24 protein-coding genes are annotated in these 20,076 nt (G+C 67.6%); 4 read left to right on the top strand and 20 right to left on the bottom strand.

Annotated features, from left to right (window positions below; genetic code table 11):
- The first annotated feature begins 12 nt into the window (after nucleotides 1-12).
- The gene (locus V6D00_13195) at nucleotides 13-1,008 is read left to right on the top strand and encodes a hypothetical protein (protein ID HEY9900130.1); all 996 of its coding nucleotides are present in this window, start codon (nucleotides 13-15) and stop codon (nucleotides 1,006-1,008) included.
- A 132-nt stretch (nucleotides 1,009-1,140) separates the two neighbouring features.
- On the top strand, nucleotides 1,141-1,503 hold the full coding sequence (locus V6D00_13190) for a DUF2892 domain-containing protein (GenBank protein ID HEY9900129.1): 363 nt from the start codon (nucleotides 1,141-1,143) through the stop codon (nucleotides 1,501-1,503).
- Nucleotides 1,504-1,538: 35 nt separating this feature from the next.
- Here the strand turns inward: V6D00_13190 and V6D00_13185 are convergent, their stop codons facing one another.
- From V6D00_13185 to recN, 3 genes are all read right to left on the bottom strand, one after another.
- A complete protein-coding gene (locus tag V6D00_13185; protein HEY9900128.1) occupies nucleotides 1,539-2,420 on the bottom strand; it encodes a hypothetical protein in 882 nt (293 codons plus the stop codon).
- Nucleotides 2,421-2,544: 124 nt separating this feature from the next.
- On the bottom strand, nucleotides 2,545-3,015 hold the full coding sequence (locus V6D00_13180; protein HEY9900127.1) for a hypothetical protein: 471 nt from the start codon (nucleotides 3,013-3,015) through the stop codon (nucleotides 2,545-2,547).
- The gene (gene recN, locus V6D00_13175) at nucleotides 3,012-4,721 is read right to left on the bottom strand and encodes a DNA repair protein RecN (GenBank protein HEY9900126.1); all 1,710 of its coding nucleotides are present in this window, start codon (nucleotides 4,719-4,721) and stop codon (nucleotides 3,012-3,014) included. Before recN ends, V6D00_13180 begins: the two co-directional genes overlap by 4 nt.
- 252 nt (nucleotides 4,722-4,973) lie before the next feature.
- Between recN and V6D00_13170 the strand changes: the two genes are divergently transcribed.
- On the top strand, nucleotides 4,974-5,786 hold the full coding sequence (locus tag V6D00_13170) for a helix-turn-helix domain-containing protein (GenBank protein HEY9900125.1): 813 nt from the start codon (nucleotides 4,974-4,976) through the stop codon (nucleotides 5,784-5,786).
- Between the two features lie 83 nt (nucleotides 5,787-5,869).
- Nucleotides 5,870-6,415 (top strand): hypothetical protein, encoded by a 546-nt coding sequence (locus tag V6D00_13165; protein HEY9900124.1) that lies wholly within the window; start codon nucleotides 5,870-5,872, stop codon nucleotides 6,413-6,415.
- Between the two features lie 233 nt (nucleotides 6,416-6,648).
- On the opposite strand, the gene V6D00_13160 is transcribed toward V6D00_13165, so the two are convergent.
- The 17 genes from V6D00_13160 to V6D00_13080 all read right to left on the bottom strand — a co-directional run bounded on the left by V6D00_13160 (nucleotide 6,649) and on the right by V6D00_13080 (nucleotide 19,928).
- Nucleotides 6,649-6,873, bottom strand: coding sequence for a hypothetical protein (locus tag V6D00_13160; GenBank protein ID HEY9900123.1), 225 nt, complete (start codon nucleotides 6,871-6,873; stop codon nucleotides 6,649-6,651).
- A 12-nt stretch (nucleotides 6,874-6,885) separates the two neighbouring features.
- The gene (locus tag V6D00_13155) at nucleotides 6,886-7,881 is read right to left on the bottom strand and encodes a hypothetical protein (GenBank protein HEY9900122.1); all 996 of its coding nucleotides are present in this window, start codon (nucleotides 7,879-7,881) and stop codon (nucleotides 6,886-6,888) included.
- A gap of 352 nt (nucleotides 7,882-8,233) precedes the next feature.
- Nucleotides 8,234-9,280, bottom strand: coding sequence for a MinD/ParA family protein (locus V6D00_13150; protein ID HEY9900121.1), 1,047 nt, complete (start codon nucleotides 9,278-9,280; stop codon nucleotides 8,234-8,236).
- Nucleotides 9,280-10,458, bottom strand: a complete 1,179-nt coding sequence (gene flhF, locus V6D00_13145) for a flagellar biosynthesis protein FlhF (protein HEY9900120.1) — start codon at nucleotides 10,456-10,458, stop codon at nucleotides 9,280-9,282. The genes V6D00_13150 and flhF overlap by 1 nt, the downstream gene beginning before the upstream one ends.
- A gap of 177 nt (nucleotides 10,459-10,635) precedes the next feature.
- On the bottom strand, nucleotides 10,636-10,905 hold the full coding sequence (csrA, locus tag V6D00_13140) for a carbon storage regulator CsrA (protein HEY9900119.1): 270 nt from the start codon (nucleotides 10,903-10,905) through the stop codon (nucleotides 10,636-10,638).
- A 17-nt stretch (nucleotides 10,906-10,922) separates the two neighbouring features.
- On the bottom strand, nucleotides 10,923-11,369 hold the full coding sequence (locus V6D00_13135) for a flagellar assembly protein FliW (GenBank protein HEY9900118.1): 447 nt from the start codon (nucleotides 11,367-11,369) through the stop codon (nucleotides 10,923-10,925).
- 51 nt (nucleotides 11,370-11,420) lie between these two features.
- The gene (gene flgL / locus V6D00_13130) at nucleotides 11,421-12,317 is read right to left on the bottom strand and encodes a flagellar hook-associated protein FlgL (protein HEY9900117.1); all 897 of its coding nucleotides are present in this window, start codon (nucleotides 12,315-12,317) and stop codon (nucleotides 11,421-11,423) included.
- A gap of 47 nt (nucleotides 12,318-12,364) precedes the next feature.
- Nucleotides 12,365-13,891 (bottom strand): flagellar hook-associated protein FlgK, encoded by a 1,527-nt coding sequence (flgK, locus tag V6D00_13125; protein HEY9900116.1) that lies wholly within the window; start codon nucleotides 13,889-13,891, stop codon nucleotides 12,365-12,367.
- On the bottom strand, nucleotides 13,891-14,394 hold the full coding sequence (gene flgN / locus V6D00_13120) for a flagellar export chaperone FlgN (protein ID HEY9900115.1): 504 nt from the start codon (nucleotides 14,392-14,394) through the stop codon (nucleotides 13,891-13,893). The genes flgK and flgN overlap by 1 nt, the downstream gene beginning before the upstream one ends.
- A gap of 12 nt (nucleotides 14,395-14,406) precedes the next feature.
- The gene (locus V6D00_13115; protein HEY9900114.1) at nucleotides 14,407-14,682 is read right to left on the bottom strand and encodes a flagellar biosynthesis anti-sigma factor FlgM; all 276 of its coding nucleotides are present in this window, start codon (nucleotides 14,680-14,682) and stop codon (nucleotides 14,407-14,409) included.
- Nucleotides 14,683-14,806: 124 nt separating this feature from the next.
- The gene (locus tag V6D00_13110; GenBank protein HEY9900113.1) at nucleotides 14,807-15,226 is read right to left on the bottom strand and encodes a hypothetical protein; all 420 of its coding nucleotides are present in this window, start codon (nucleotides 15,224-15,226) and stop codon (nucleotides 14,807-14,809) included.
- A gap of 70 nt (nucleotides 15,227-15,296) precedes the next feature.
- Nucleotides 15,297-15,602 (bottom strand): rod-binding protein, encoded by a 306-nt coding sequence (locus V6D00_13105; GenBank protein ID HEY9900112.1) that lies wholly within the window; start codon nucleotides 15,600-15,602, stop codon nucleotides 15,297-15,299.
- 18 nt (nucleotides 15,603-15,620) lie between these two features.
- Nucleotides 15,621-16,406, bottom strand: a complete 786-nt coding sequence (gene flgG / locus V6D00_13100; GenBank protein HEY9900111.1) for a flagellar basal-body rod protein FlgG — start codon at nucleotides 16,404-16,406, stop codon at nucleotides 15,621-15,623.
- A 51-nt stretch (nucleotides 16,407-16,457) separates the two neighbouring features.
- Nucleotides 16,458-17,234 carry a flagellar basal-body rod protein FlgF gene (gene flgF, locus V6D00_13095; GenBank protein ID HEY9900110.1) on the bottom strand — a complete coding sequence of 259 codons (777 nt, stop codon included), beginning with the start codon at nucleotides 17,232-17,234 and terminating at the stop codon, nucleotides 16,458-16,460.
- The gene (locus V6D00_13090) at nucleotides 17,231-17,731 is read right to left on the bottom strand and encodes a lytic transglycosylase domain-containing protein (GenBank protein HEY9900109.1); all 501 of its coding nucleotides are present in this window, start codon (nucleotides 17,729-17,731) and stop codon (nucleotides 17,231-17,233) included. Before V6D00_13090 ends, flgF begins: the two co-directional genes overlap by 4 nt.
- Before the next feature lie 16 nt (nucleotides 17,732-17,747).
- A complete protein-coding gene (locus V6D00_13085; protein HEY9900108.1) occupies nucleotides 17,748-18,818 on the bottom strand; it encodes a hypothetical protein in 1,071 nt (356 codons plus the stop codon).
- A gap of 6 nt (nucleotides 18,819-18,824) precedes the next feature.
- A complete protein-coding gene (locus tag V6D00_13080) occupies nucleotides 18,825-19,928 on the bottom strand; it encodes a ParM/StbA family protein (protein HEY9900107.1) in 1,104 nt (367 codons plus the stop codon).
- Between the last annotated feature and the right edge of the window lie 148 nt (nucleotides 19,929-20,076).

The raw sequence follows: 20,076 nt of genomic DNA, 5'->3' as shown, positions 1-20,076 counted from the left end.
GGGGGGGAGCCCATGCCCAACCAGCCGCGCGACCCGCGCCGGCGCGCGCGTCCCGAAACGGACTCGGCACGGCCGGTCGTGCCCCCGACGCCCAGGCTGCCCGCCAATCCCGACGACCTCGCGGACATGCAGCTCGCCCCGGGCGACCCCTACATCCAGGCCGCCTACCAGCGCGTCAACAAGACGACCGCTCAGCTGAACAGCGCCCTCGGCCCCTCGGTTCGCGAGGCCGAGGGAAACGACGCCCTGATGATCCAGAAGCTGGCGAAGCGATCGCGCGTCGTCACCTTCAACGTCCAGGGCATCGTCTGGAAAGCCGGCTTCTGCAAGGAGCTCGGCCAGTCGCCGGTGGGCGCCGCCTTCAACTTCCCCATGCTGCCCATGCAGGAGGTCGCCCAGGGAGGCGCGATTTTGCGGCCGGTGGATCCCTCCATGGAGCTGATCTTCCGGGACCTCATCCCCCGCGCCCTCATGGAGGCCGACGAGAAGATGTACGGCCTCACCCGGGTGCTGGCGGCGATCGCCATGTACTTCGTGCCGCGCGAGGACGGCGCCGTCTGCGGCATCATCGCCCAGTACAGCGACACCCCCACCTCGCGCAGCCACTACCTGTTCCTCCAGACCGCCATCCGCAAGGCCGATCCGAGGGTCCTGGAGCAGATGCTCCAGACCTTCCAGGCGGCGCTGCCCCGGGTGCAGGAGAGCCTCTCGCAGCCGAGGACCGGCGACTTCTGGCAGGAGCTGGAGCGCAGCCTGTACCAGGTCAAGGCCACCTACCGCACCTCGGCCCTCCATGAGCAGTCCGCCAAGGTGAAGAGCCAGCTCACCACCGGCCTCCAGAAGACCGGCGACGGGGTTGAGAAGGCCATGGGGGCGATGGACCAGGCGGGCGCGAAGCTGGAGTGGCTCCTGAACCTGCCGCTGCGAGGGCTGCTCATGCTCCTGCAGGGGGCCTCCAACATACTGGTGGGGGGCATCCGGCTGCTGGACCGCCTCATGCGGCGCTAGTCAGAGAGCCGATCCACGACCGATCGTCCTATTGCGTATTATCTTCGGATGCGACCGGCGGCAACCTCTATAATCATGGAGATCGCGGCGTCACAACGCTTTCCCGCACCGCGATGAAGGAGGATACCCCCCATGGTAAAACAGTTGATCGTCGGCCTGCTCGCCCTGGGGGCCATGGCCGCCCCCGCGATGGCCGACACCATCGCCATGCCCGCCGAGCGCCCCCTCGCGTGGGGGGTGGCCCCGTGGGACAACGCCCCGAACCAGCCCCTGATGTTCCTCGGCCTGGCAAAGGTGGAGGCGAACGAGGGGACGCTCGATCGCGCCCTTCGCCTCGTCGCAGGCGCGGGCCTGGTCTACCTCGCCGCGGCCAATCCGACCGGCATGCCGCAGGGCGGCCAGATCGCCGCGGGGGCCGCGGGCGGCGTCCTCGGGCTCACCGGCCTGAGCGGCTATTGCGCCCTCTACCAGCCCTTCGGCATCAGCACCCGCTAGCTCAGGGCGCGCTCGGGCGCCCTGAGCTAGCGGCGTCAGTATCCCTGGATCATGAGGTTGTCGAACTGCACCCGGTTGCTCGCCCCGCGCAGGGCGAAGTAGTGGGTGTAGGGCTTGACGATCTCGCTCTTGACCTCGCGCCGGAACTGCCCGTTGTAGTAGACCCGGATGGTGCCGGTGCTGGAGTTGACCTCGGCGCCGAGGGTGACGGGGACGCCGGCCGAGTGGGAGGCGCTCTCGCCGTAGAGCTCGCGCCAGCCGCGCCACTTGAGGGGCTCGCCCCCGTTGCACTCCCAGACCTCGAAGGTGTTGGCCTTCAGGAGGACCTCCACGTAGTGGGTGGGGTCCAGGTAGTAGATGGGCGTCCCCTGGTCACCGACCGGCGGGTAGAACTCTTCGCGCGAGGCGATCGGCGTCACCTGCAGGCTCACCCGGTACTGGGCGGGCAGCTGCCCGTCGTCGGTGCCGAAGGCCTTGCCGGCGTAGCGCCGAAACGAGAGGTAGGGCTGGGGACGCAGGTCGTTGTGCTCGAGGGCGCGACCGCCGCCGGACACCAGCCGCAGGCTGCCGGAGGCGGCTCCCCCGACGGAGGGCACGAGGCTCCAGGTGCCCGAGTAGAGCCAGGGATAGGCGGTGTGGCCGTCGTCCTGGCGCGGGTCCTTCCAGTCCGAAAGGGTGGTGCTCGGCGCGTCGAAGTCGGCCACGTAGCTGCCGCGACCGCCCATGACGCTCGGCCAGTCCGCCCTCACGCCGGGGGGACCGCTGGGCTTGGGGGTCGGGGCGGCGACGAAATCGGGCTTCTCGGTGGGAACGACGCTCTCCTGCCGAGGAAGAGGCGCGTTCGAAGGGGCCTGGTTGCAACCGATCGAGCCCACGGTGACGGCCAGCGCGAAGAGGGCAGCGCGATGGGGTCGCACGCGCACAGACGGACCTCCTTCCAGGGCATCCGGTACCGGATGGTCCCTTGCATTCGGTTCGACTGTAGTGGAGCGGGCGTGGCGCCGCTAGCGCCTTTCGCCCAATCGTCATCGGCTCAAGCCGTCAAGCGAGGCCGTCCCGGACGTACTGGTCGCCGGCGAAGCTGAGCGTCAGACGCCCGTCTTCCTGCCACTGGAGGAAGCCTCCCTCGACCGCTTCTTTCCAGACCCCCTCGTCCCACGGCAGCTCGGGCCAGGCGAGCGCCCAGGCCTCGGCGAGGACGGCGACCGGATAGGCCTGCTGGTCGGCGTACTTCTCCTGGTAGTAGGCGAGCACCAGGAGGCGATCGCGATCGCTCGTCGGGTCCTTGAGGGCGGCGAAGGCCTCGAACGAGAGGTTCTTCTTGACCGCGAAGGTCGCGCTCACGCGCCGGTCGTCAGGCGCCTGGCCGGAGGGAGAAGGGGATGCGACGGGAGCCCCCTGGCCGAAGGCGAGGGGCCAGAGCCGATCCAGCTGGGCGGCGACGAAGGCGGCGTCCCCCGCAAGCTCCAGCTCGCGATCGCCCTGCCTGATCCGGATCCGGCTCTCGCTCAACGGACCACCTCCTGCCCCTTGAAGGCGTGGGCCTTCGAGAGCAGCTCGCGGGCATGGTCGGTGGCAGCCCCGGAGCTCGCGTCGCCCGAGGCGAGGTGCGCGAGCTCGGCGACGCGGCCCTCGGCGTCCAGCGGCGAGACGTGCAGGCGGGTGCGCCCTTCTTCCGTGCGCTTCTCCAGGTGCCAATGGCAGTCGGCGATGGCCGCGATGGCCGGCATGTGCGTGATGAGCAGGATCTGGTAGCGGTGCCCGAGGCTTGCGATCTTCTGGGCGACCACCTGGGCGGCACGCCCGGAGATGCCGGTGTCCACCTCGTCGAAGATGAGGGTGGGGGTCGCGGCCCCGCGCACCAGGACCGTCTTCAGGGCGAGCATCAGGCGCGCGAGCTCGCCGCCCGAGGCGGTCTTGGCCAGCGCTCTGAGGGGCTCGCCGGGATTGGGCGCGAGCAGGTACTCCACCGTCTCGGCCCCCTCGGGCCCGACGGAGGCCAGGGCGCGGAAGGCGACGCTGAAGCGCGCCTCCTTCATCCCGAGGTCGGCGAGCTCCTTGGTCATGCCTGCCTCCATTCGGGCCGCGGCGGCGACGCGGGCCTCGGAGAGGGCCTTGGCGAGCTTTTCGAGGCTCGCCTCCAGCACGTCGCGGTCGCGGTGGAGGCGGGCGATCCGCTCTCCTGCGGTGTCCGCGAGCTCCAGGTCCTGCTGGATGCGATCGCGGTAGCTCCACAGCTCCGAGAGGGTCGGCCCGTACTTGCGCAGCAGGTCGCGCAGGGTGTCGAGGCGCTGCTCCACCTCGCGCAGGCGCTCGGGGTCCGCCTCCAGGCGCTCGAAGCGCCGGCGCACATCGCGGCTTGCCTCCTGCAACGCCGAAAGGGCGTCCTCCAGGGAGTCCACCGTCCCGCGAAGGTCAGGGTCCACCGAGGCGGCCGAGCGCAGGCGGCCGATCACGTCGCCCAGGCCGTCCACCAGGCTGGGCGCCTCCTCTCCGGCGGTGAGAGCCTGATGGATCCCGACCAGGTCGTGGCGCAGGTCCTCGGCGTTGGCCAGGATCGCTCGCTCGGCCTTGAGTTCCTCTTCCTCGGTCTCGGAGCGCAGGTCGGCCTCCTCGATCTCGGCGAGCTGGTACTGCCAGAAGTCGCGCTGGCGCTCGCGCTCGACGGCGGCCGCTGTGAGCTCGGTGATCTCGCGGGCGGTGGCCTGCAGCTTGTGGTGGGTCGCGCCCACCTCAGCCCGCAGCGCCTCGAGATCCGGCCCGCCGAAGCGGTCCAGGAGCGTCAGGTGCTCACGAGCATGGGTCAGCAGCGTGTGCTCGTGCTGGCCCAGGATGTCCACCAGCGACTCGGCGAGCTCGCGCAGGGCCGACTGCGGGATGGGCACCCCCTCGATGCGGCACCGGCTGCCCTTGGGGGTGATGTCTCGCGAGATGTGCAGCTCCCCGGCCAGGGCCGGCTCGATCCCCTCCGCCTCGAGCCAGGTCGCGATGGGGGCCGCCACCGGGTCCAGCTTGAAGGTCGCCTCGAGGCGCGCGCGGCTGGCTCCGGCCCGGATCGTGTCCGGCCCGGCCTTGCCGCCGAGAATGGCGCTCACCGCGTCGATGATGATGGACTTACCGGCGCCCGTCTCGCCCGTCAGCACGCAGATCCCCTCGTGGAACTGGAGGTCCAGGGCTTCGATCAGGATGAAATTCTCGATTCGCAGGCTTTGCAGCATGAGGCAACCTCTGTGAAGGGCGACAGGCCTATTGTACCAAGCGCCGCTCCCCGGAAAACCAGCGGGAAAACGACGCGCAACGATTTTTAACAAAGAGGTAAAACGCGCTTCATGACGACGATTTCTCCATGCTTACATGTGACGACAGTCACGTTGGAGCCACGCGAGGACTTGGAAGGGGAGGGCCTCCCTGCTAGAATTGACGCCATCAAGGAACCGTTTGCCCGAAACCACTGAGGAGCCAGCCTTCCGATGTCATCCGTCAGCCAGACGCTGCGCCAGACCCGCGAAGCCAAGGGGATCACCCTCGAAGAGGTGGCCCAGCGCACCTACATCAAGCTGCCCTATCTCGTCGCGCTCGAGGAAGGCGACATCGCGAAGCTGCCCGCTCCGGTCTACATCCACGGGTACATCCGCCAGTACGCCAAGCTCCTCGGCCTCAACGGCAGCGACCTGGTGCTCCAGTACCAACAGGACGCAGGCCGGGGCCCCGCGCCCAAGGTCTCGGTATCCACGAGCGTGCGATCGCTGCTCTCCTCGGAGGCCGAGGTGGGCGCCCAGGATCCCGTGAGCGCCCCGACGGCCGTGCGCACCCTGCCGCCCGATCTGCGCGAGGAGTCGCTGAAGCGGCCGGCAGCGATCCCCCAGCCCATCGTGGAGGCCCCTGCCTTCGATAGCTCGCTTCGCAAGGCCGCGCTGGCCCTCCACCCCGAGCTGCGTGACGTTCAGACCAAAGAGCCCTCGCTGCGCGAACCGATCCGGATAGAGCCCGAGCGCTCGCCCGTCGTCGAGGCCCCCATCGCCAAGGAGCCCTCGCTGCGCGAGGCGATGCCCATGCCCGACTTCATCAGCCCGACCGCGCAGGAGATCCAGCAGGCCAAGCTCCAGGCCCAGCAGATCATCGCGAACGCCCAGCGCGAGGCCATGGAGCTTCGGACCTCGGCCGAGCGTTACGCCGACCAGGTCCTGGCGCAGCTCGAGAACGAGGTGAACCGCTCGCTGCAGACGGTCCGCAACGGCCGGGCCTTCCTCCAGAGCCGCCGCCGCAAGACTCAGGACAGCTAAGACACGCTTCATACCAGGGCTCGTGACCGCCGCAGCGGCCGCGGGCCCTTTTCATTGGGCGCAAAACAGGGTACTAAGAGAGCATGAGCCAACGCAGAAACCAGACCCGACTGGGATTGACCACCCTCGCGCTCACCGCCCTGCAACTTCAGCTGCCGGGCCTCGCCGTAGCCTCGGGATTGCCGAAGCTCAAGGTGAGCGGCGACATCGAGTACGTCAACGTCACCCCCACCGGCAACGGCAATTATATCCTTCGAATGGGCGATCATCCCATCTCGAGCGATCGCTTCATCGAGGCGGTGGAGCGACTCGAGGCACACCCCTCGCTCATGCCCCAGGTGAAGGCGGAGCAAAACGCGCGAACCGCCCTCGGCGTGACGTCGCTCGGCCTCTTGGCCCTCGCCCCCGTGTTTCTGGGCTTGTTCGTCACCAACTACCAGCGCAAACCCGACGGCGTCTTCACCCGCACCTGGCTCGCAGTGTCGGCCGTCGACCTGGCGGCCGCAGCAGGCGCCGGCATCGCCTACCTGGCGCGCTCCGGCGGCCCGATCGTCGGATACGAGGAGGCCTGGGATGCCGCTCGATCCTACAACCAAAAGCTAGACTTGCTCGATCGACGCTCGAACTGATCGATATCGTTGCATCAGCGTGCGAAGTGCGGGCCTCCTTGCCCCAGAGAATGCTTGTTCGCTTTTACGTTTGTTCACACGACGCTAAACCGACATGCAAATCGCCCACTGTGAGCGCAGAGCCGAAGTTCCGGCAGTTTCGCGTCGTGGAACAATCGCCGTTCGAATTCGAAGACCCCTCACAGCCAGGGCCGTGAGGGGTCTTCGATTGCAAGCAGGAAGAGGGCCTTGACCTATTCCGCAGTATCGGGGAACTGGATGACGACCTTGCCGTCATCGATCGTACCGCCCGCGTCCTTCCCGGTCGCCGTCTGGCCGGTTTGACCGGTCTGATTGTTGTTCTGCTGGTTCGTGGTCGTGTTCGTCCCCGAGCTAGCAGGCAGGTTTCCGGTCGGGACCTCCTCGCAGGCTGCCAAGAGGCAGCCTGCGAGGAGGACGAGGAGAAAGCGCCTCTTCATCCTGACTCTCCCTTAGTTGAGGGTCGAGCCGCCGTCCAGCGACGAGCCGCTGGCCGCATCGATGACCGTCAGCTTGTAGCCCGAGGGAGCAAAGACTGCGGGCAGCGAGAGCGAGAGCGAGCCGGTGGTCTTGACCGTGTAGGAATTCGACGCATACTCACTGGCCGAAGCCGCAAGGAAAGTCAGGTCAGTGTACAGATACTTGCGATCGTTCGTCCAGCTCCAGGCGGGGATCGAACCGGTCGTAAAGCCCTTGGCAGCCTTCACGTCGCCGATGCCGTAGGTACCCGCAGAGCCCGACGCGAGGTTGGCCGCGAAGGCGGTCGGGTGGGTGATCACCAGACGCAGCGAGTTGGACGCGGTGTTCGCGTAGTAGTTCCAGTTCGCCATGCGCAGGAAGAGGCCGGTGGTGCCGGCCACGACGGCGGGCGCCTGCACCGACAGGGTCGCAGTGCCCGACGAGGGCGAGGCGTCGACGGTCGTGGCGAAGGTCATGAACAGGGGGAAGGTCGCCTTGTAGGGCAGACCGACAACCGTCTGGACGTAGGCCTCGGACTGAGCGACCAGGTTGGTGCTGGCACTCGCGGTGTCCGCACCGGCCGCATCGACCATGCCGGCGAACTTGTAGGCATCCAGCTTGATGACATGCTTGCCGGCGGGCAGCGGGGGCAGGACCAGGTTGGCGGTACCCGAGACGACCGAGGCGGTCGCCATCAGGACCTTGCTTTGGTACTGCTCGATGACCGCGGCGGCCGAGCCGGATGCGGCGAACGCGCTGCCATAGGTGGCATCCGCCTCATAGACGCGGGCAACTACTTCCTTGGCACCTCCGGCGATCGCCTGGATGCCGCGGTCGCCGTTCATGTTGATGTAGGCGCTGCCGGGGCCGCTGAGGCCAACGGCGGTGGGCTGGCCAGCAGGGGCCTTCGCACCGGTGGTGGGCAGCATGGCGCAGCCAGCGGCCACCAGGCCACCGGTGAGCGCGATCATTCCGAGAGTCTTTTTCATTTCGGCTCCTTCCGTAATGGAGAGATACATCCCCTCACCCGAGGGGATCGTGGCGAGCCCCGGATCCGGGGCGTGGGCCTCCTTGCCCGAACTCTTGCTTATTTGCTTATTCCCTTGTTCCCGCCGGGATAGCCCTCTATAACACTCAATCGACCGATTGGAGAAAAAATTTAGCATATTCGCGGGCAACTTCACAGAAAAATCACCTAACGCGCTTAGAAAAAAGCTCTTCATTCCGAGATCGGATGCGTCGCAGGCGCCTTGAGGATTCTTCATCCGGCGGATCGGTAACAGCAAGCAGGTAATCTGCTAGAGTGGGATCGAAACCGTGAGGAATTCGTGAGGAATGAAATCAGGAACGCCCGCTCCGGAAGATCTGATGCACCAGGCGCGAGAAGAAGCCGCCGCTGGGCTTGCCCTCGTCGTTCTGGGCGAGCAGGGTCCCGGCCAGGATATTGAGGCGCCGGGTCGCGGTGGAGTTGGGATAGGCGTGGGTGAAGGGCTGCTGCATGAGGACCGAGCGGCTCACGTGACCGTCGCGCTCGATGCAGCCGATGTACTGGATCTTGACGCTCAGGAACCGCTCGACGATCATCGCGAGCTTGGCGGCGACGGATCGCGCCTCGGCCTCCGAGTCCGCCATGTTGACCAGCAGTTGTACCGTCGCCGACGGGTTGTTCGCGTCGATCTCCTTGATCATGCCGTAGGCGTCGGTGATGGCCGTGGGCTCGGGGGTGGTGACCACCAGGATCTCGCTGGCGGCCATCACGAAGTTCACCACGTTGCGCGAGATGCCCGCCCCGGTGTCCACCAGGATGATCTCGGCTGCGGACTCCAGCGTGGCCAGCTGTGCCAGCACCGTTTCGAGCTGGGCGGGCTCCAGGTTCGCGAGCTCCGAGACGCCGGAGCCACCCGGCACGATGCCCAGGTAGTCGCTGACCCAGTGGACCACCTCGAGGAGGGGCTTTCGCCCCTTCAGGACGTCCGCGATGGAGTACTGGGGCGAAATGCCCATCATCACGTCCACGTTGGCCATGCCGAGGTCCGCGTCGAAGAGGATCGTCTTGCGACCGCGCCGCGCGAAGGTGAGCGCGAGGTTGACGGTGACGTTGGTCTTGCCGACGCCGCCCTTTCCGCTCGTGATCACGATGGTGCGGCCCGAGCGCGCTCCGGGCTCGGGCACGGGCAGCGAGACCCCAGGCGGGAGGCCAGCAGCCTCCGGCGCCGGTGCGGCCGGCGACGGCTCTGTCGCCGGTACCGCCTCAGGTGCATCGCTCTTCCGGGCGGTCTCCAAATCCTGCTCGGTCGTGAGCGGCACCAGGATCGGGGGGGTCACCTGCACCTCGGGGGCCTTGCCGCGCTGCACCAGCTGGCGGAGGCGCTCGGCCTGATCGCCCATCATACGAGCATCTCGTCGGTGAGCATGCGCGCCATCGCGGCCGCGTCGGCGGTCCGGATGTCGTCAGGAACGCTCTGACCGGTCGTGAGGTAGGAGAGGGGCTTGGCGAAGGTGTGCGCCGCCGAGAGCATGGCCCCGAATGCGCCGGTCTCGTCGATCTTGGTGAAGATCACCCGATCGACCCCGACCGGCTCGAAGGCCTCGGTGATCCGCTCGAGGTTTGCGCGGTTGGTCGTGGCCGAGAGGACCAGGTGCACCTCCCGCGGCTGAGGGATGTCCAAAAAGCCCCGCAGCTCGTGCAGGTGCATGCGGTTGGAGGGCGAGCGGCCCGCCGTGTCGATCAGGATGACGTCCTTGTCGGAGTAGCGTGCGATGGCGTCCTTGAGAGCGCTCGGCGTCACCACCACCTCGACCGGGATGCCGATGATGTCGCCGTACGTGCGCAGCTGCTCGACAGCCGCCACCCGGTAGGTGTCGATCGTGATCAGCACGACGTCTTGCTGCTGGATGAGGCGGAAGTTGGCGGCGAGCTTCGCGATGGTGGTCGTCTTGCCAACCCCGGTGGGTCCGACCAGCGCGACGATCTTGGGGCGTGCCTCGAGCGACTCGGGTGGGGCGATCGCCCCCGAACAGGAGAGCCAGCTCGCGATGAGCGACTCCTGAGCGCGCACCGCCTCGGGGGTGGGCTCGGCGGCTCCGCTCTCGACGAGCTTGGTCACCAGCGCGCGCGCGAGCTCCGGCGCAAGCTCGCTTGCAACCAGGCGATTGTAGAAGGCTGCGAAGGGGGCGGGCCACTCGACGCGGCCAGTGCCCAGTTGCTCGGCCATGGAGCCGAGCATGCGCTTGACCTCGACAACCGCTTCTTTTAGCTCGGCCACCTCCGTGCTGGGCGGCGGCGGCTCGCTTGGCCCGGTAACAGGGAGGGCGGGGGCGATGGTAGAGACGAGCGTCGGGGTATGGCCGGTGGGGCTCGGAAGGGGGGGGCTGAGGCGGTAGCCGCCGGGGTCGGGCGCATCCACCGCGGCCAGGACCTCGACCATCTCCTTGGCGAAGAGGCCGAAGACCCCGCCTCGCTTGAAGGATCGGGTGTGAAGAATCACGGCGTCGGGGCCGAGGTCCATCTTGATCTTGAGTCGGGCCTCCTGCATGGTGGCCGCGGTGTATTGGCGGATCTTCAAGCCGGTCCTCGCCCCGTCGCTGGGGGCCTGTCTCAGGGCACCCGTCCGTGTGCCCGTCGCCGCGCCGATCCCTGGCCGCTGCACGCCTGCCGAGCGCGTGAGGACGCCTGTAGGCGCTGCGCAAGGCATCGCCTCTTTATACCATCCGGGGGCAAAAGCTTTCAAGTGGTCGCCAGGCTAGGTTGCGCTCGGCGGCTCGGTCGACTCCGCCTTCTTCTTGAGGGCCTGCTGAAGCAGCCGGGCGGCATCCAAGGCGGGGGCCACGGCGGCGGCAGCGCGCGCGTTCTCGCGCGTGATCTCGGCGTAGACTTCCTGGCGGTAGACCTTGACGTCGCGCGGAGCCTTGAGGCCGATCTTGACGGTGTCCCCCTTGACCTCGAGGACCACCACCTCGATCCCGTCGCCGATCATGATGCTCTGGTTGGGTTTGCGGCTCAAGACGAGCATGGGTCCCCCTGACGCGACTAGGCGGTGACGGCGCTGGCCGCGCCGGGGATGAGACGTTCGCGGGTGCCGAGGGCGGAATCGTGGAGTACCAGCTGCCGGCCCAGCTTCTTGTCGGGGTGCACGACCAGGGGCCCCAGGAGGTTGGCCGTCATGTCGGCGGGATCCTGCGGCACCGTCACCAGCACCAGCACCCGCGGCTCGCTCCCGGGACCGAGGCCGAGGCCCTCGCGATCGGTCGCCGAGAGGCGGACCCGGAACGTGGGGAATACCAGCTCGGGCTCGATCACGGTGAAGGCGATCTGAGGCTCGTCGATCGACTGGAGCCAGCGCAGCGGCTCGATCTCGGGCTGGTCGATCAAGAGAAAGCGATGCATCCGCTCGAAGCCGAGCAGCCCCTCGGGGAAGGTGATCACGGCCTCCTCCGAGTAGTCGATGGGACCGAACTGGCGGGTGGTGATGGTCATGGGCTCCAAGCTCTTCAAGGGGTCTCTCCCCATTCTAACCCATCCGGCGCCTTACTTGAGGAAGTCCATCAAGGAGGGCTGGACGATCCGGGCGCTCGCCGCCAGCGAGGCCTGGTAGACGCTGGTGGAGAGGGTCAGCTGCGAGATGACCTTGGGCATGTCCACTTCCTCGTTGGCGCTCAGCAGATCGCGCAGGCTGACCTCGGTGGCGCTGTAGCGCTCGGCCAACAGCTCCGAGCGGTTCTTCTTGCCTCCCAGGCCGGCGCGCTGCAACGACATGGTGTCGATGCGCGCATTGATCCGATCGATCTGGGCCCCGGTGGTTTTCCCGTCGTCGCTCTCCAGGGCCACCGCCAGGTCATCGAGGACCTTGAAGGCGCTGTTGGGATCGGTGGTGGCCCCGAAGACCTCCGTGCCGGTCACGTTGTAGCGGATCGCGATGCCGGGGCCGATCTCGGCGGTCAGGGCGTCGACGTTGTCGATCTTGGTGGGATCGGGGGCAGCCCCCTTGGGGTAGGGCTCGGTGAGCGTCTGGGAGCCGGCGAAGATGAAGCGCCCAGCGAGCTGGGTGTTGGCGATGCCTCGGAGCTGCTCCTGGAGCTCGCGCACCTCCTGGGCGATGGCCTTGCGCGACTCGGGGGTCCCGGTGTCCGAGGCTCCCTGGGTCGCAAGCTCCAGCGCGCGCAGCATGACCGTCTGCCCAGAGCCGATCGTCTGATCGCCGGTGTCGAGCCAGGTGTCGACCTGCTTGAGGTTGCTGACGTACTGATCCTGGTCGGCGAGGGTGTTGCGAAGGAGCATCGCGACGTTGACGGCGCTGGGGTTGTCGGAGGGCTTGTTGATGGCCTTGCCGCTCGCGAGCTTCTCCTGCAGGTCCGCCATCTTCTCGAGGTGCGAGCCCGCGTTGCGGTAGACGCTGTCGGAGATCATCTTGTTGGTGACGCGCATGGTTCAGTCCCTTCGCTGTGCAGCAGGTGCTTCGCGTGGAATCAGGTCTAGCGACCCGGCGCCACGCCGTTGATCAGGCGATCCAGGACCTCGTCGAACATGGTGAGGACCTTGGCGGAAGCGTTGTAGGCGTGCTGGTAGCGGACCAGATCCGACATCTCCTGGTCGAAGCTGACGCCCGACACCGACTCCCGCTGGTCGTGCAGGTGATCGATGAGGTTGGTCTGATTGACGGCCGTCCGATTGGCGGACTGTCCCACCACCCCCAGGTTGGAGAGGAAGGTGCGATAGTAGTCGCTGAGGGTCTGGGTCGGATGGCCGAAGCCCGCCTCCGAGCGAATGCTCGCGATCTTCTGGGCGATCTCGTTGTCGCCCGGGCCGGGCACGGTCGGGCGCGCCGCATCGGTCGGGCGGCCCGCCACGATCTTGTCGAGGCCCGGCGTGCCGTTCTGGATGTCCAGGTTGACCAGGAAACCCTGGACCCCGATGAAGGTGTTGTCGGCAACCGAGGCGTAGGGGTTGTTATTGACGAAGAACGGGGTCCCCGCCATGGTCCCGGAGAGATCGGTACCGGTCGTGTGGTAGGCGTTGACCTTCTGGGCGAGCTCGTTGGCGAGCACGTCGAGCTGGTAGAGCACGCCGTTCGGGGTATCGGGCAACACCGGGGTGCCGGGCCGCGCCTCGGCCTTGGATCGGCCGATGACCTCATCGCGGGCGCTGAAGAGCGCCCCGAGACTGCCCCCGATCTCCATGGGGGGGATGACCACGCCGCGGAAGGCCACCTCCGAGAGGTTGCCCTCCGCGTTGGCGGCAGTCGTAAGCAGCTCGGCGCGATCGCTGTCCACCAGGCCGCGGCCCTTCATGTAGACGTACATCTTGCCGTCGGGCTGAAGGCTGGTCTGGATGCTGGTGATCTTGGACAGCTTCTCCAGCAGGGCGTCGCGCTGATCCATCAGCGAGTTGGACTGGGTCCCCAGGGCCCCGGAAGCAGCGATCTGCTGGTTGAGGGCGCTTACCTGGCTGGTGAGGCCGTTGATGTCGGCCACCTGCCGCTGGATCTGCGCGTCCAGGTCGGCGCGCATGCGCACCAGGTTGCGGTGCATGGCGTTGAAGGTGTTGGCGAGCGTCACGCCCTGCTCGCGGACCTCGCTGCGGGCCGCGGAGTCATCCGCCTTGACGGCGAGCTGATCCCACGCGTTGAAGAACTTGGTCATGACCGCGCTGAGGCCGTATTCTCCGGGCTCCTGGAACAGGCCCTCGATCTGGTTGACCTGGTCGCGCATGGTCTCGTTGGCCCCGAGCGTGGCGGTCTCGTAGCGGACCTGCATGTCCAGGAAGTCGTCGCGCACGCGCTTGATCGAGGTCACCTGCACCCCGCCGCCCATCTGCGCAAGGCTCACGGGCGTGTTGAAGGAGTACTGCATGATCGAGGCCGCCGGGACCTGCTCGACCCGCTGGCGCGAATAGCCCTCGGTGTTGGCGTTGGCGAGGTTGTTGCCCACGGTGTTGAGCGCCGCCTGGGCGGCGACCATGCCGCGGTACGCGGCGCCCAGACCGTAAAGGGAATAGTCCATCAGGCCCTCCGGTCGAGCAAGAGGCTTGGGGAGTGCAGGGGGGTCTCCTCGTCGGCACCGCCGTACAGCAAGGGCTGAGCGTTGGCCACGGTGCGGCTCACCAGCTGCATGGTGATGTCCACGTACTCGAGGCTCGCCTTGAGGAGCACCCTGCAGGTCTCGTGGCCCTCGCGCAGGGCGCCGACCAGATCCCGGAGGCGATCGCCGAGCGGGGCGAGGCGAGAGCGCCAATCAGCGCTCAGGTGGGGGAGAATCCCCGCGAGCGACGGCTCGGTGCCCGCGGGGAGCGCCCCGAGGATCGCATGCACGCTCTCGAGGCGCTCGCGCTCGAAGCCGAGCAGGCGAGCGAGATCCGCTTCCTCCTGCCGGGTGAGATGCTCCAGCTGATCGACGCGGTTCTTGCGGATCAGCGCGAGCTTGAAGGGCAGGCGATTGACCAGGACCTGGTACGCCGCCGCCTCATGGCGCAGAGCGGCTTCGAGCGCCGCGAGCTGGGTCTCCATCGGTGCGCGCCGCTAGCGATCGAAAAGCGAGCCGACGATGTCGCGTCCCGCCACGTCGTAGGTGCCGGCGGCGACGCGCTCCTTGAGCGCGGCCACCTTCTCGGCGCGCACGTCCGAGGTCTTGGAAATCAGCGACAGGGCCTTGGTGATGTCCTGGCCCGCGACGGAGAGCGCCGCGCCGTCGGCCTTGGCCACCGGATCCACCGGCGCCGCCTTCTGGACCTTGCCGGCACCCTTGACGGCGCGGGCCTGGAGCATCTGCTGGATTTGTTCGGACGAAATCTTCATGGGGGGTCCTCTTGTCGATCCATCGAATGGGAGGCTTCTAGCTCTGAATATCGGCCGAAATCCGCGGAACTTTAGGAAAAAGGTCCCGCCTCTTCGCGAGAGGCGGGACCTTGAACGCAGGGGGTCAGCGGCGGTCGATGCGCAGCTGGTGCGAGAAGTCGCGCTTGGCGCGCCCGCCCCCTTCGTCGTCGAGGGACCGGGGCGACTCCTCCCGACGGGCCGGCGTGCCGGGCGCAAAACCCGAGCGCAGGGACTCGGTGCACTTGGCGCAGTACGAGCCCCGGTGCGTCGGTCCGCCGCAGCGCTCGCACGGGTAGCCCGCCTCGCCGGCGATCAGGCGCCCGGTGCGGTAGAAGTCCATGATCTGCCGCTGCTCGACCCCGGTCGCATCCGCGATCGCGGCGACCGTCGAGTTGGGGTTGTCGCGCAGGAAACGGTAGCAGAGCTCGAAGTCGACCTCGTCGCGGTGCCGGCAGGCATCGCAGATGTTGGCAGCGACCTTGTTGAACAGCTTCTTGCAGCGAGGACAATTGGAGAGCGGCATCGGGAAGGCTCCTTTAGGATCAAACGAACAACCCAGGTGGTTGTTCCCGGTCGCGAGGGTGGCGAAACACTCAGGGCTTGTCGGGCGAGCGCTTGTCCAGCCCCATCATCTGCCGCGCGATCACGTCGGCAAGACCGATCCCTCGGCCGTGGGCCATGCTCCGCGCCATCTGCTCGTCCATCATGTCGCGGTAGGTCGCCATCGCCGAGCCCCCTTCCGGGTCGCCCGGCTTGACGGTGCTGCGCATGGTCTTGAGCATCTGGTGGATCATGACCGCCTCGAACTCGCGGGCCGCGGCCTTGATCTTCTTCTGCTCCGCCGTGAGCCCCCTGTCCTGGGGCAGGGACCTGAGATCAACGCGTGGATCGAACGTCACGGCTCACCCTCACTGATTCTAGCGCTTGAGGTTGTTGGCCTGGCCGAGCATCTCGTCGGCGGTCGAGATCGACTTGGAGTTGGCCTCGTAGGCGCGCTGCGCCACGATCAGGTTGACCATCTCCTCGACCACCTTCACGTTCGAGTTCTCGAGCGCGCCCTGCATGACCCGCGTGCCGGCGCCCGCCTCGCCGGGGGCGAAGGTCTGGGGGTCCCCCGAGGCCTCGGTCGGCTTGAAGAGGTTGCGGCCCTGGGCGGTGAGACCCGCCGGGTTGACGAAGCGAACGAGCTGGATCTGGCCCAGGTTCTGGGCCTGTTCGCCGATCATGGCGGTCACGACCCCCTCGGGGGTCACCGTCACCTGGCGCGCGCCCTGCGGCACCGAGATGTTGGGCTGGACGATGAAGCCCTCCGAGGTCACGAGCGTGCCGTTGGAGTCGACCTTGAAGCCGCCGTCACGGGTGTAGGCGACAGTGCCGTCGCCCATCTGGACCTGGAAGAAGCCTTCGCCCTCGATGGTCATGTCGTAGGGGTTCTCGGTCTGGAGAAAGTCGCCCTGCGCGAACGAGCGCGCGACGCCCACGGCGCGCACTCCCATGCCGATCTGGGAACCGATGGGGGTCCGAGTGCCGTTGTTGACGGGGGCTCCCGCCTCGGACGCCGTACGGTACATGAGGTCCTGGAACTCCGCGCGGGCCTTCTTGAAGCCAGGGGTGTTCACGTTGGCGAGGTTGTTGGAGGTCACGTCGATGTTGACCTGCTGGGCCTTCATGCCCGATGCGGCGGACCAGAGGGAACCGAGCATCCTGGACGTCCTTTCTCGATGGGGAAATCCCCGGGCTGTTGCTGACTACTCTTATCCTCGGCCGAGATCGTTCACGGCTTTACCCAGGGTCTCGTCCTGGGCGGAAATCATCCGCTGGCTCGCCTCGTAGGCGCGCTGCACGGTGATCATCTCGACCATCTCGCGAACGGGGTTGACGTTGGAGGCCTCGAGGTAGCCCTGGAGCACCTCGGGGCGCGCCCCACCGACGACCGCCGAGGGATCCTTCAGGCGCCAGGCGGTCTCGCCGCGCTTCTCGACGCTCTGGTCGGGGCGCTCCACCTTCACCAGGCGCAGCTTGCCCAAGGCAGCCTGCCCCTGCGTGATGACCCCGCTCTGATCGACCTGGACCTTGCCCTTCGCGGCGAGGCGGATGGGGCCGCCCTCTCCCAGGACCCGCCGACCGCTGTCGTCGGCCAGAAAGCCCTCGGCGTCGCGCTTGAGCGACCCGCCGCGCGAGAGGAGCTCCTCGCCGCTCTCGGGCTGGACCACGAAGAAGCCCTCGCCGGACAGGGCGAGATCGAGGGGCTCGTCGGTCTGAAGCAGGTTGCCCTGGCCGTAGCGGGTCGCCACCTCGTCCAGGTAGACCCCCGAGGACAGGTCCCCCATCTTCTGGATGGCAGGCGCTCCCGCCCGGGCCCCACCCTGCGCCTCGACCCGGTAAACGGTCTTGTCGAGGCGGGTGCGGAACACCGCCATGTCCTGCTTGAAGCCGCTGGTGTTGACGTTCGCCAGGTTGTTGGCGAGGACTTCCTGGCGCGCCATCTCGGCGCTCATGCCGGCCGCCGACGTGTAGATGCCTCGGATCAACGCTTGCCCTCCTGGTTCTTGCGGTACAGGTCCATGACCCGCTCGACGTAGTGCCGGGTCTCGGCGTAGGGGGGGATGCCGCCATGCTTCTCGACCGCGCCGGGGCCGGCGTTGTAGGCGGCGAGGGCCTCGGGCACCGAGTCGAAGCGATCGAGCATCTGGCGAAGGTAGCGGGTGCCCCCCGCCACGTTCTGCTGCGGATCGTCGGGATCCACCCCGAGCGACCGAGCAGTCGCGGGCATCAGCTGCATGAGGCCTCGGGCACCCGCCGGCGAGACGGCGTGAGGATCGCCGCCCGACTCGGCCTGGATCACGGCCCTGACCAGCGCCGGATCGACCGAGCGAGCCGGCGCGGCAGCGCCTGCGGCCGCAGCATCGAGCGCCGCCGCGAAGCCCCCGCCCTCGGGAGCAGGAGAAGCCGCGGAGCGGGCAACCCCGAAGGTCTGCCGCAGCTCCTGGATGCGCGAGAAGATCGCTTGCAGGCCGTCAGGGGTCATCAGGCATGGCCTCGGGCTAGGGGTTCTGGCCGTTGATCAGCTGAGCCAGGAGCTTGCGTCGCTCCTCGGCATTCGCCGGCTTGGGAGCATGGGACTTGGGGACGGCCTTTGGCGCGGCCGAGGGCTTGAAAGCCGACTGGACTGCGCCGTGCAGCTCCTTGCGAAGGCGATCGGTCTCGGCGTGGGCGGATTCGAGCTGGTTGCGCAACGTCACCTTCTCCTGATCCAAGGACGCGATCCGCTCCTGGATCTTGATATCGGTCGTGGCGGCGATAACTTGAGTGTGGTGGCGCGAGTTGTCCAGCTCGCCGCGCAGGGCGTCGCGGGCGGCTTCTTCCTGCCTGAGACGCGTCTCGACGGCAGCAAGGCGCTGCTTGAGGGCGTCGCGCTCCTGCCCCAGGGTCTCGTGCTCGAGGGGGCTGATGGTGGTCTTGCGGAAGGCGGCGAGCTCGCGATCGCGATCGGCGAGGGCCTCGCGCGCCGTCGCGAGCTCCTCTCGGACCTCCTTGAGCTCGTCCTCGGCGGCCTCGAGGCGCAGGGTGGCCTCGCCCGTCTCGTCCATCAGGCGCGCGGAGTCGTTGCGGACCTCGTGCAGCTCCAGCCGCCAGGCGTCGCACGCGGCCTGGGACTTGGCGAGCTCGTTTCGCAGCGTGTCTGCGGTCGCGTGGGCTGCGAGCAGCTCGGCGCGCGCCGCCTCGGTGCCCTCCTCGCTCGCGCGAAGCTCCGATTCGAGGCGCGCGATCGCTTCCTCGGACGATGCGAGCTGCTCGCGCAGGGCCTCGGAGGCCTGCTGGACCAGCGCGAACTCGGCGCGCTGACGCTGCAGCTCCTCGGGGTCGGGGCGAGGAGCCGTGCGCTCGCGATCCAACTCCACGCTCTGGGCATGGAGCCGCTGCTCGAGATGGTCGTTGCCCTCGCGCAGCTCCGAGACCTGGGCCTTGAGGCGCTTGTTCTCGTCGCGAAGGGTGTTGTACTTGCCCTCGATCGACTTGAGCACGGCCTTGAGCTGGTCCGGCGTGATGAGACCCAGCGGATCATCCGACTGCCGCAGCAGGCGCTGGAGCTGGGCCTGAAATGCCCCCAGCATCGGCGGCTAGGCCTCCACCTCGGCGAAGGGCTCCGCGAAGGGCTCGGGAGCCTTCTTGGCCTTGGCGACCTTGGCGCTCGCCTGGGCGATGACCTCGTCCGAGCGCAGGGGGGTGGCCATGCCGTACTCGTAGGTTCCTCGAACGTTGTAATAGCGGAAGTCCTGCCCCATCTGCAGGTCGCGGAAGTACGAGTTCTGGGTCAGGTGGGGATACAGCAGGCGCCCGAAGCCGCCGACCAGGATCATGCGATCGATGGAGAGGTCGCGCCAGCTCTGCTTGACCGTCAGCGCGATCTGCTGGGCCATGCGCTCGACCAGCGCCGAGGTGACCTCGTCGCGGACCGTGATCGTCTCGCCGTTGTCCACGTACTCACCGGTCGTCAGCGACTCCATGATGGCGAGGGGGTCGAGGCGCGTCACGCCCTGCTCGGACAGGTGGGTGCTCACCGCCTCGGTCAGGCGGAAGCCCGCGGCCGCCGTGCTCTGGCCCGAGTAGGAGGTGAGCTCGTTGGGCAGGCGAACGACCACCCAGTCGGTCGAGAGGTGGCCGGGGTCGATGACGCCGATGTTCTCGGTGGGGGTGTAGTCGAGCTGGCCCGCCAGAATGGCCGCGTAGACGGCACCGACCGGCTGGGGGATGTAGTCGACCTGGACGATGTCGAGGGTCATGGGCTCGCCGCAGAACTCGAAGTGGTGCGTCTTGGTCCACTCCGCCAGGCGGGCCTCGGTGTAGGCGGCGCGGCGGGTGAGGGCCACGGGCAGGCCGAGGCAGAGCTTGAGGGGGGGGACGCCCTCGATCCCCATGCGGCGCACGTAGAGGCCGAGCACGCCGAGCACCAGGGCCAGGTTGAGGTCGTCGGCGAAGAGGTCCACGTCGTTGACCGGGAAGAGGAAAGGCTGCTCCTGCGCATGGCGGCCGAGCGAGTACTCGTGGGAGCCGATCTTGACCGACAGGTGGCCCTCGAGGGCCTCGTCCGCGATCCGGGCCGTGCCACGCCGGATGGTCGCCACGGGGCCGCCGATCAGGGTGGGGATCACGAAGAGGTGCTCGCCGTCGAACAGGCGCGTCTCCGAGCGGCCGAGATCGATGCCGAGATTGATCGGTTCCATGTGTTTCCTCCATTTCCCAAGTCCAGGCGATATCTTATCACATCATCCGGCTGTCGTCGGCATCAGGTCGAGCCTTGCGCGCTCCGCAGTCGGGTTATGTTCGCTCGGGGCCTCGTCCAAACGAGCAAACGTTCGCTAGAATAGAGGG

Source organism: Pantanalinema sp. (assembly GCA_036704125.1).
GTDB lineage: Bacteria > Cyanobacteriota > Sericytochromatia > S15B-MN24 > UBA4093 > JAGIBK01.
This window is presented reverse-complemented; position numbering and strand designations above follow the sequence as displayed.

What these genes read in the sequence shown, in the direction of transcription:
- V6D00_13195 (HEY9900130.1), top strand. Translation starts at nt 13, where the DNA reads ATGCCCAACCAGCCGCGCGACCCGCGCCGGCGCGCGCGTCCCGAAACG.
- V6D00_13190 (HEY9900129.1), top strand. Translation starts at nt 1,141, where the DNA reads ATGGTAAAACAGTTGATCGTCGGCCTGCTCGCCCTGGGGGCCATGGCC.
- recN (HEY9900126.1), bottom strand. Translation starts at nt 4,721, where the DNA reads ATGCTGCAAAGCCTGCGAATCGAGAATTTCATCCTGATCGAAGCCCTG.
- V6D00_13170 (HEY9900125.1), top strand. Translation starts at nt 4,974, where the DNA reads ATGTCATCCGTCAGCCAGACGCTGCGCCAGACCCGCGAAGCCAAGGGG.
- V6D00_13165 (HEY9900124.1), top strand. Translation starts at nt 5,870, where the DNA reads ATGAGCCAACGCAGAAACCAGACCCGACTGGGATTGACCACCCTCGCG.
- V6D00_13160 (HEY9900123.1), bottom strand. Translation starts at nt 6,873, where the DNA reads ATGAAGAGGCGCTTTCTCCTCGTCCTCCTCGCAGGCTGCCTCTTGGCA.
- V6D00_13155 (HEY9900122.1), bottom strand. Translation starts at nt 7,881, where the DNA reads ATGAAAAAGACTCTCGGAATGATCGCGCTCACCGGTGGCCTGGTGGCC.
- V6D00_13150 (HEY9900121.1), bottom strand. Translation starts at nt 9,280, where the DNA reads ATGGGCGATCAGGCCGAGCGCCTCCGCCAGCTGGTGCAGCGCGGCAAG.
- csrA (HEY9900119.1), bottom strand. Translation starts at nt 10,905, where the DNA reads ATGCTCGTCTTGAGCCGCAAACCCAACCAGAGCATCATGATCGGCGAC.
- V6D00_13135 (HEY9900118.1), bottom strand. Translation starts at nt 11,369, where the DNA reads ATGACCATCACCACCCGCCAGTTCGGTCCCATCGACTACTCGGAGGAG.
- flgL (HEY9900117.1), bottom strand. Translation starts at nt 12,317, where the DNA reads ATGCGCGTCACCAACAAGATGATCTCCGACAGCGTCTACCGCAACGCG.
- flgK (HEY9900116.1), bottom strand. Translation starts at nt 13,891, where the DNA reads ATGGACTATTCCCTTTACGGTCTGGGCGCCGCGTACCGCGGCATGGTC.
- flgN (HEY9900115.1), bottom strand. Translation starts at nt 14,394, where the DNA reads ATGGAGACCCAGCTCGCGGCGCTCGAAGCCGCTCTGCGCCATGAGGCG.
- V6D00_13115 (HEY9900114.1), bottom strand. Translation starts at nt 14,682, where the DNA reads ATGAAGATTTCGTCCGAACAAATCCAGCAGATGCTCCAGGCCCGCGCC.
- V6D00_13110 (HEY9900113.1), bottom strand. Translation starts at nt 15,226, where the DNA reads ATGCCGCTCTCCAATTGTCCTCGCTGCAAGAAGCTGTTCAACAAGGTC.
- flgG (HEY9900111.1), bottom strand. Translation starts at nt 16,406, where the DNA reads ATGCTCGGTTCCCTCTGGTCCGCCGCATCGGGCATGAAGGCCCAGCAG.
- V6D00_13090 (HEY9900109.1), bottom strand. Translation starts at nt 17,731, where the DNA reads ATGACCCCTGACGGCCTGCAAGCGATCTTCTCGCGCATCCAGGAGCTG.
- V6D00_13085 (HEY9900108.1), bottom strand. Translation starts at nt 18,818, where the DNA reads ATGCTGGGGGCATTTCAGGCCCAGCTCCAGCGCCTGCTGCGGCAGTCG.
- V6D00_13080 (HEY9900107.1), bottom strand. Translation starts at nt 19,928, where the DNA reads ATGGAACCGATCAATCTCGGCATCGATCTCGGCCGCTCGGAGACGCGC.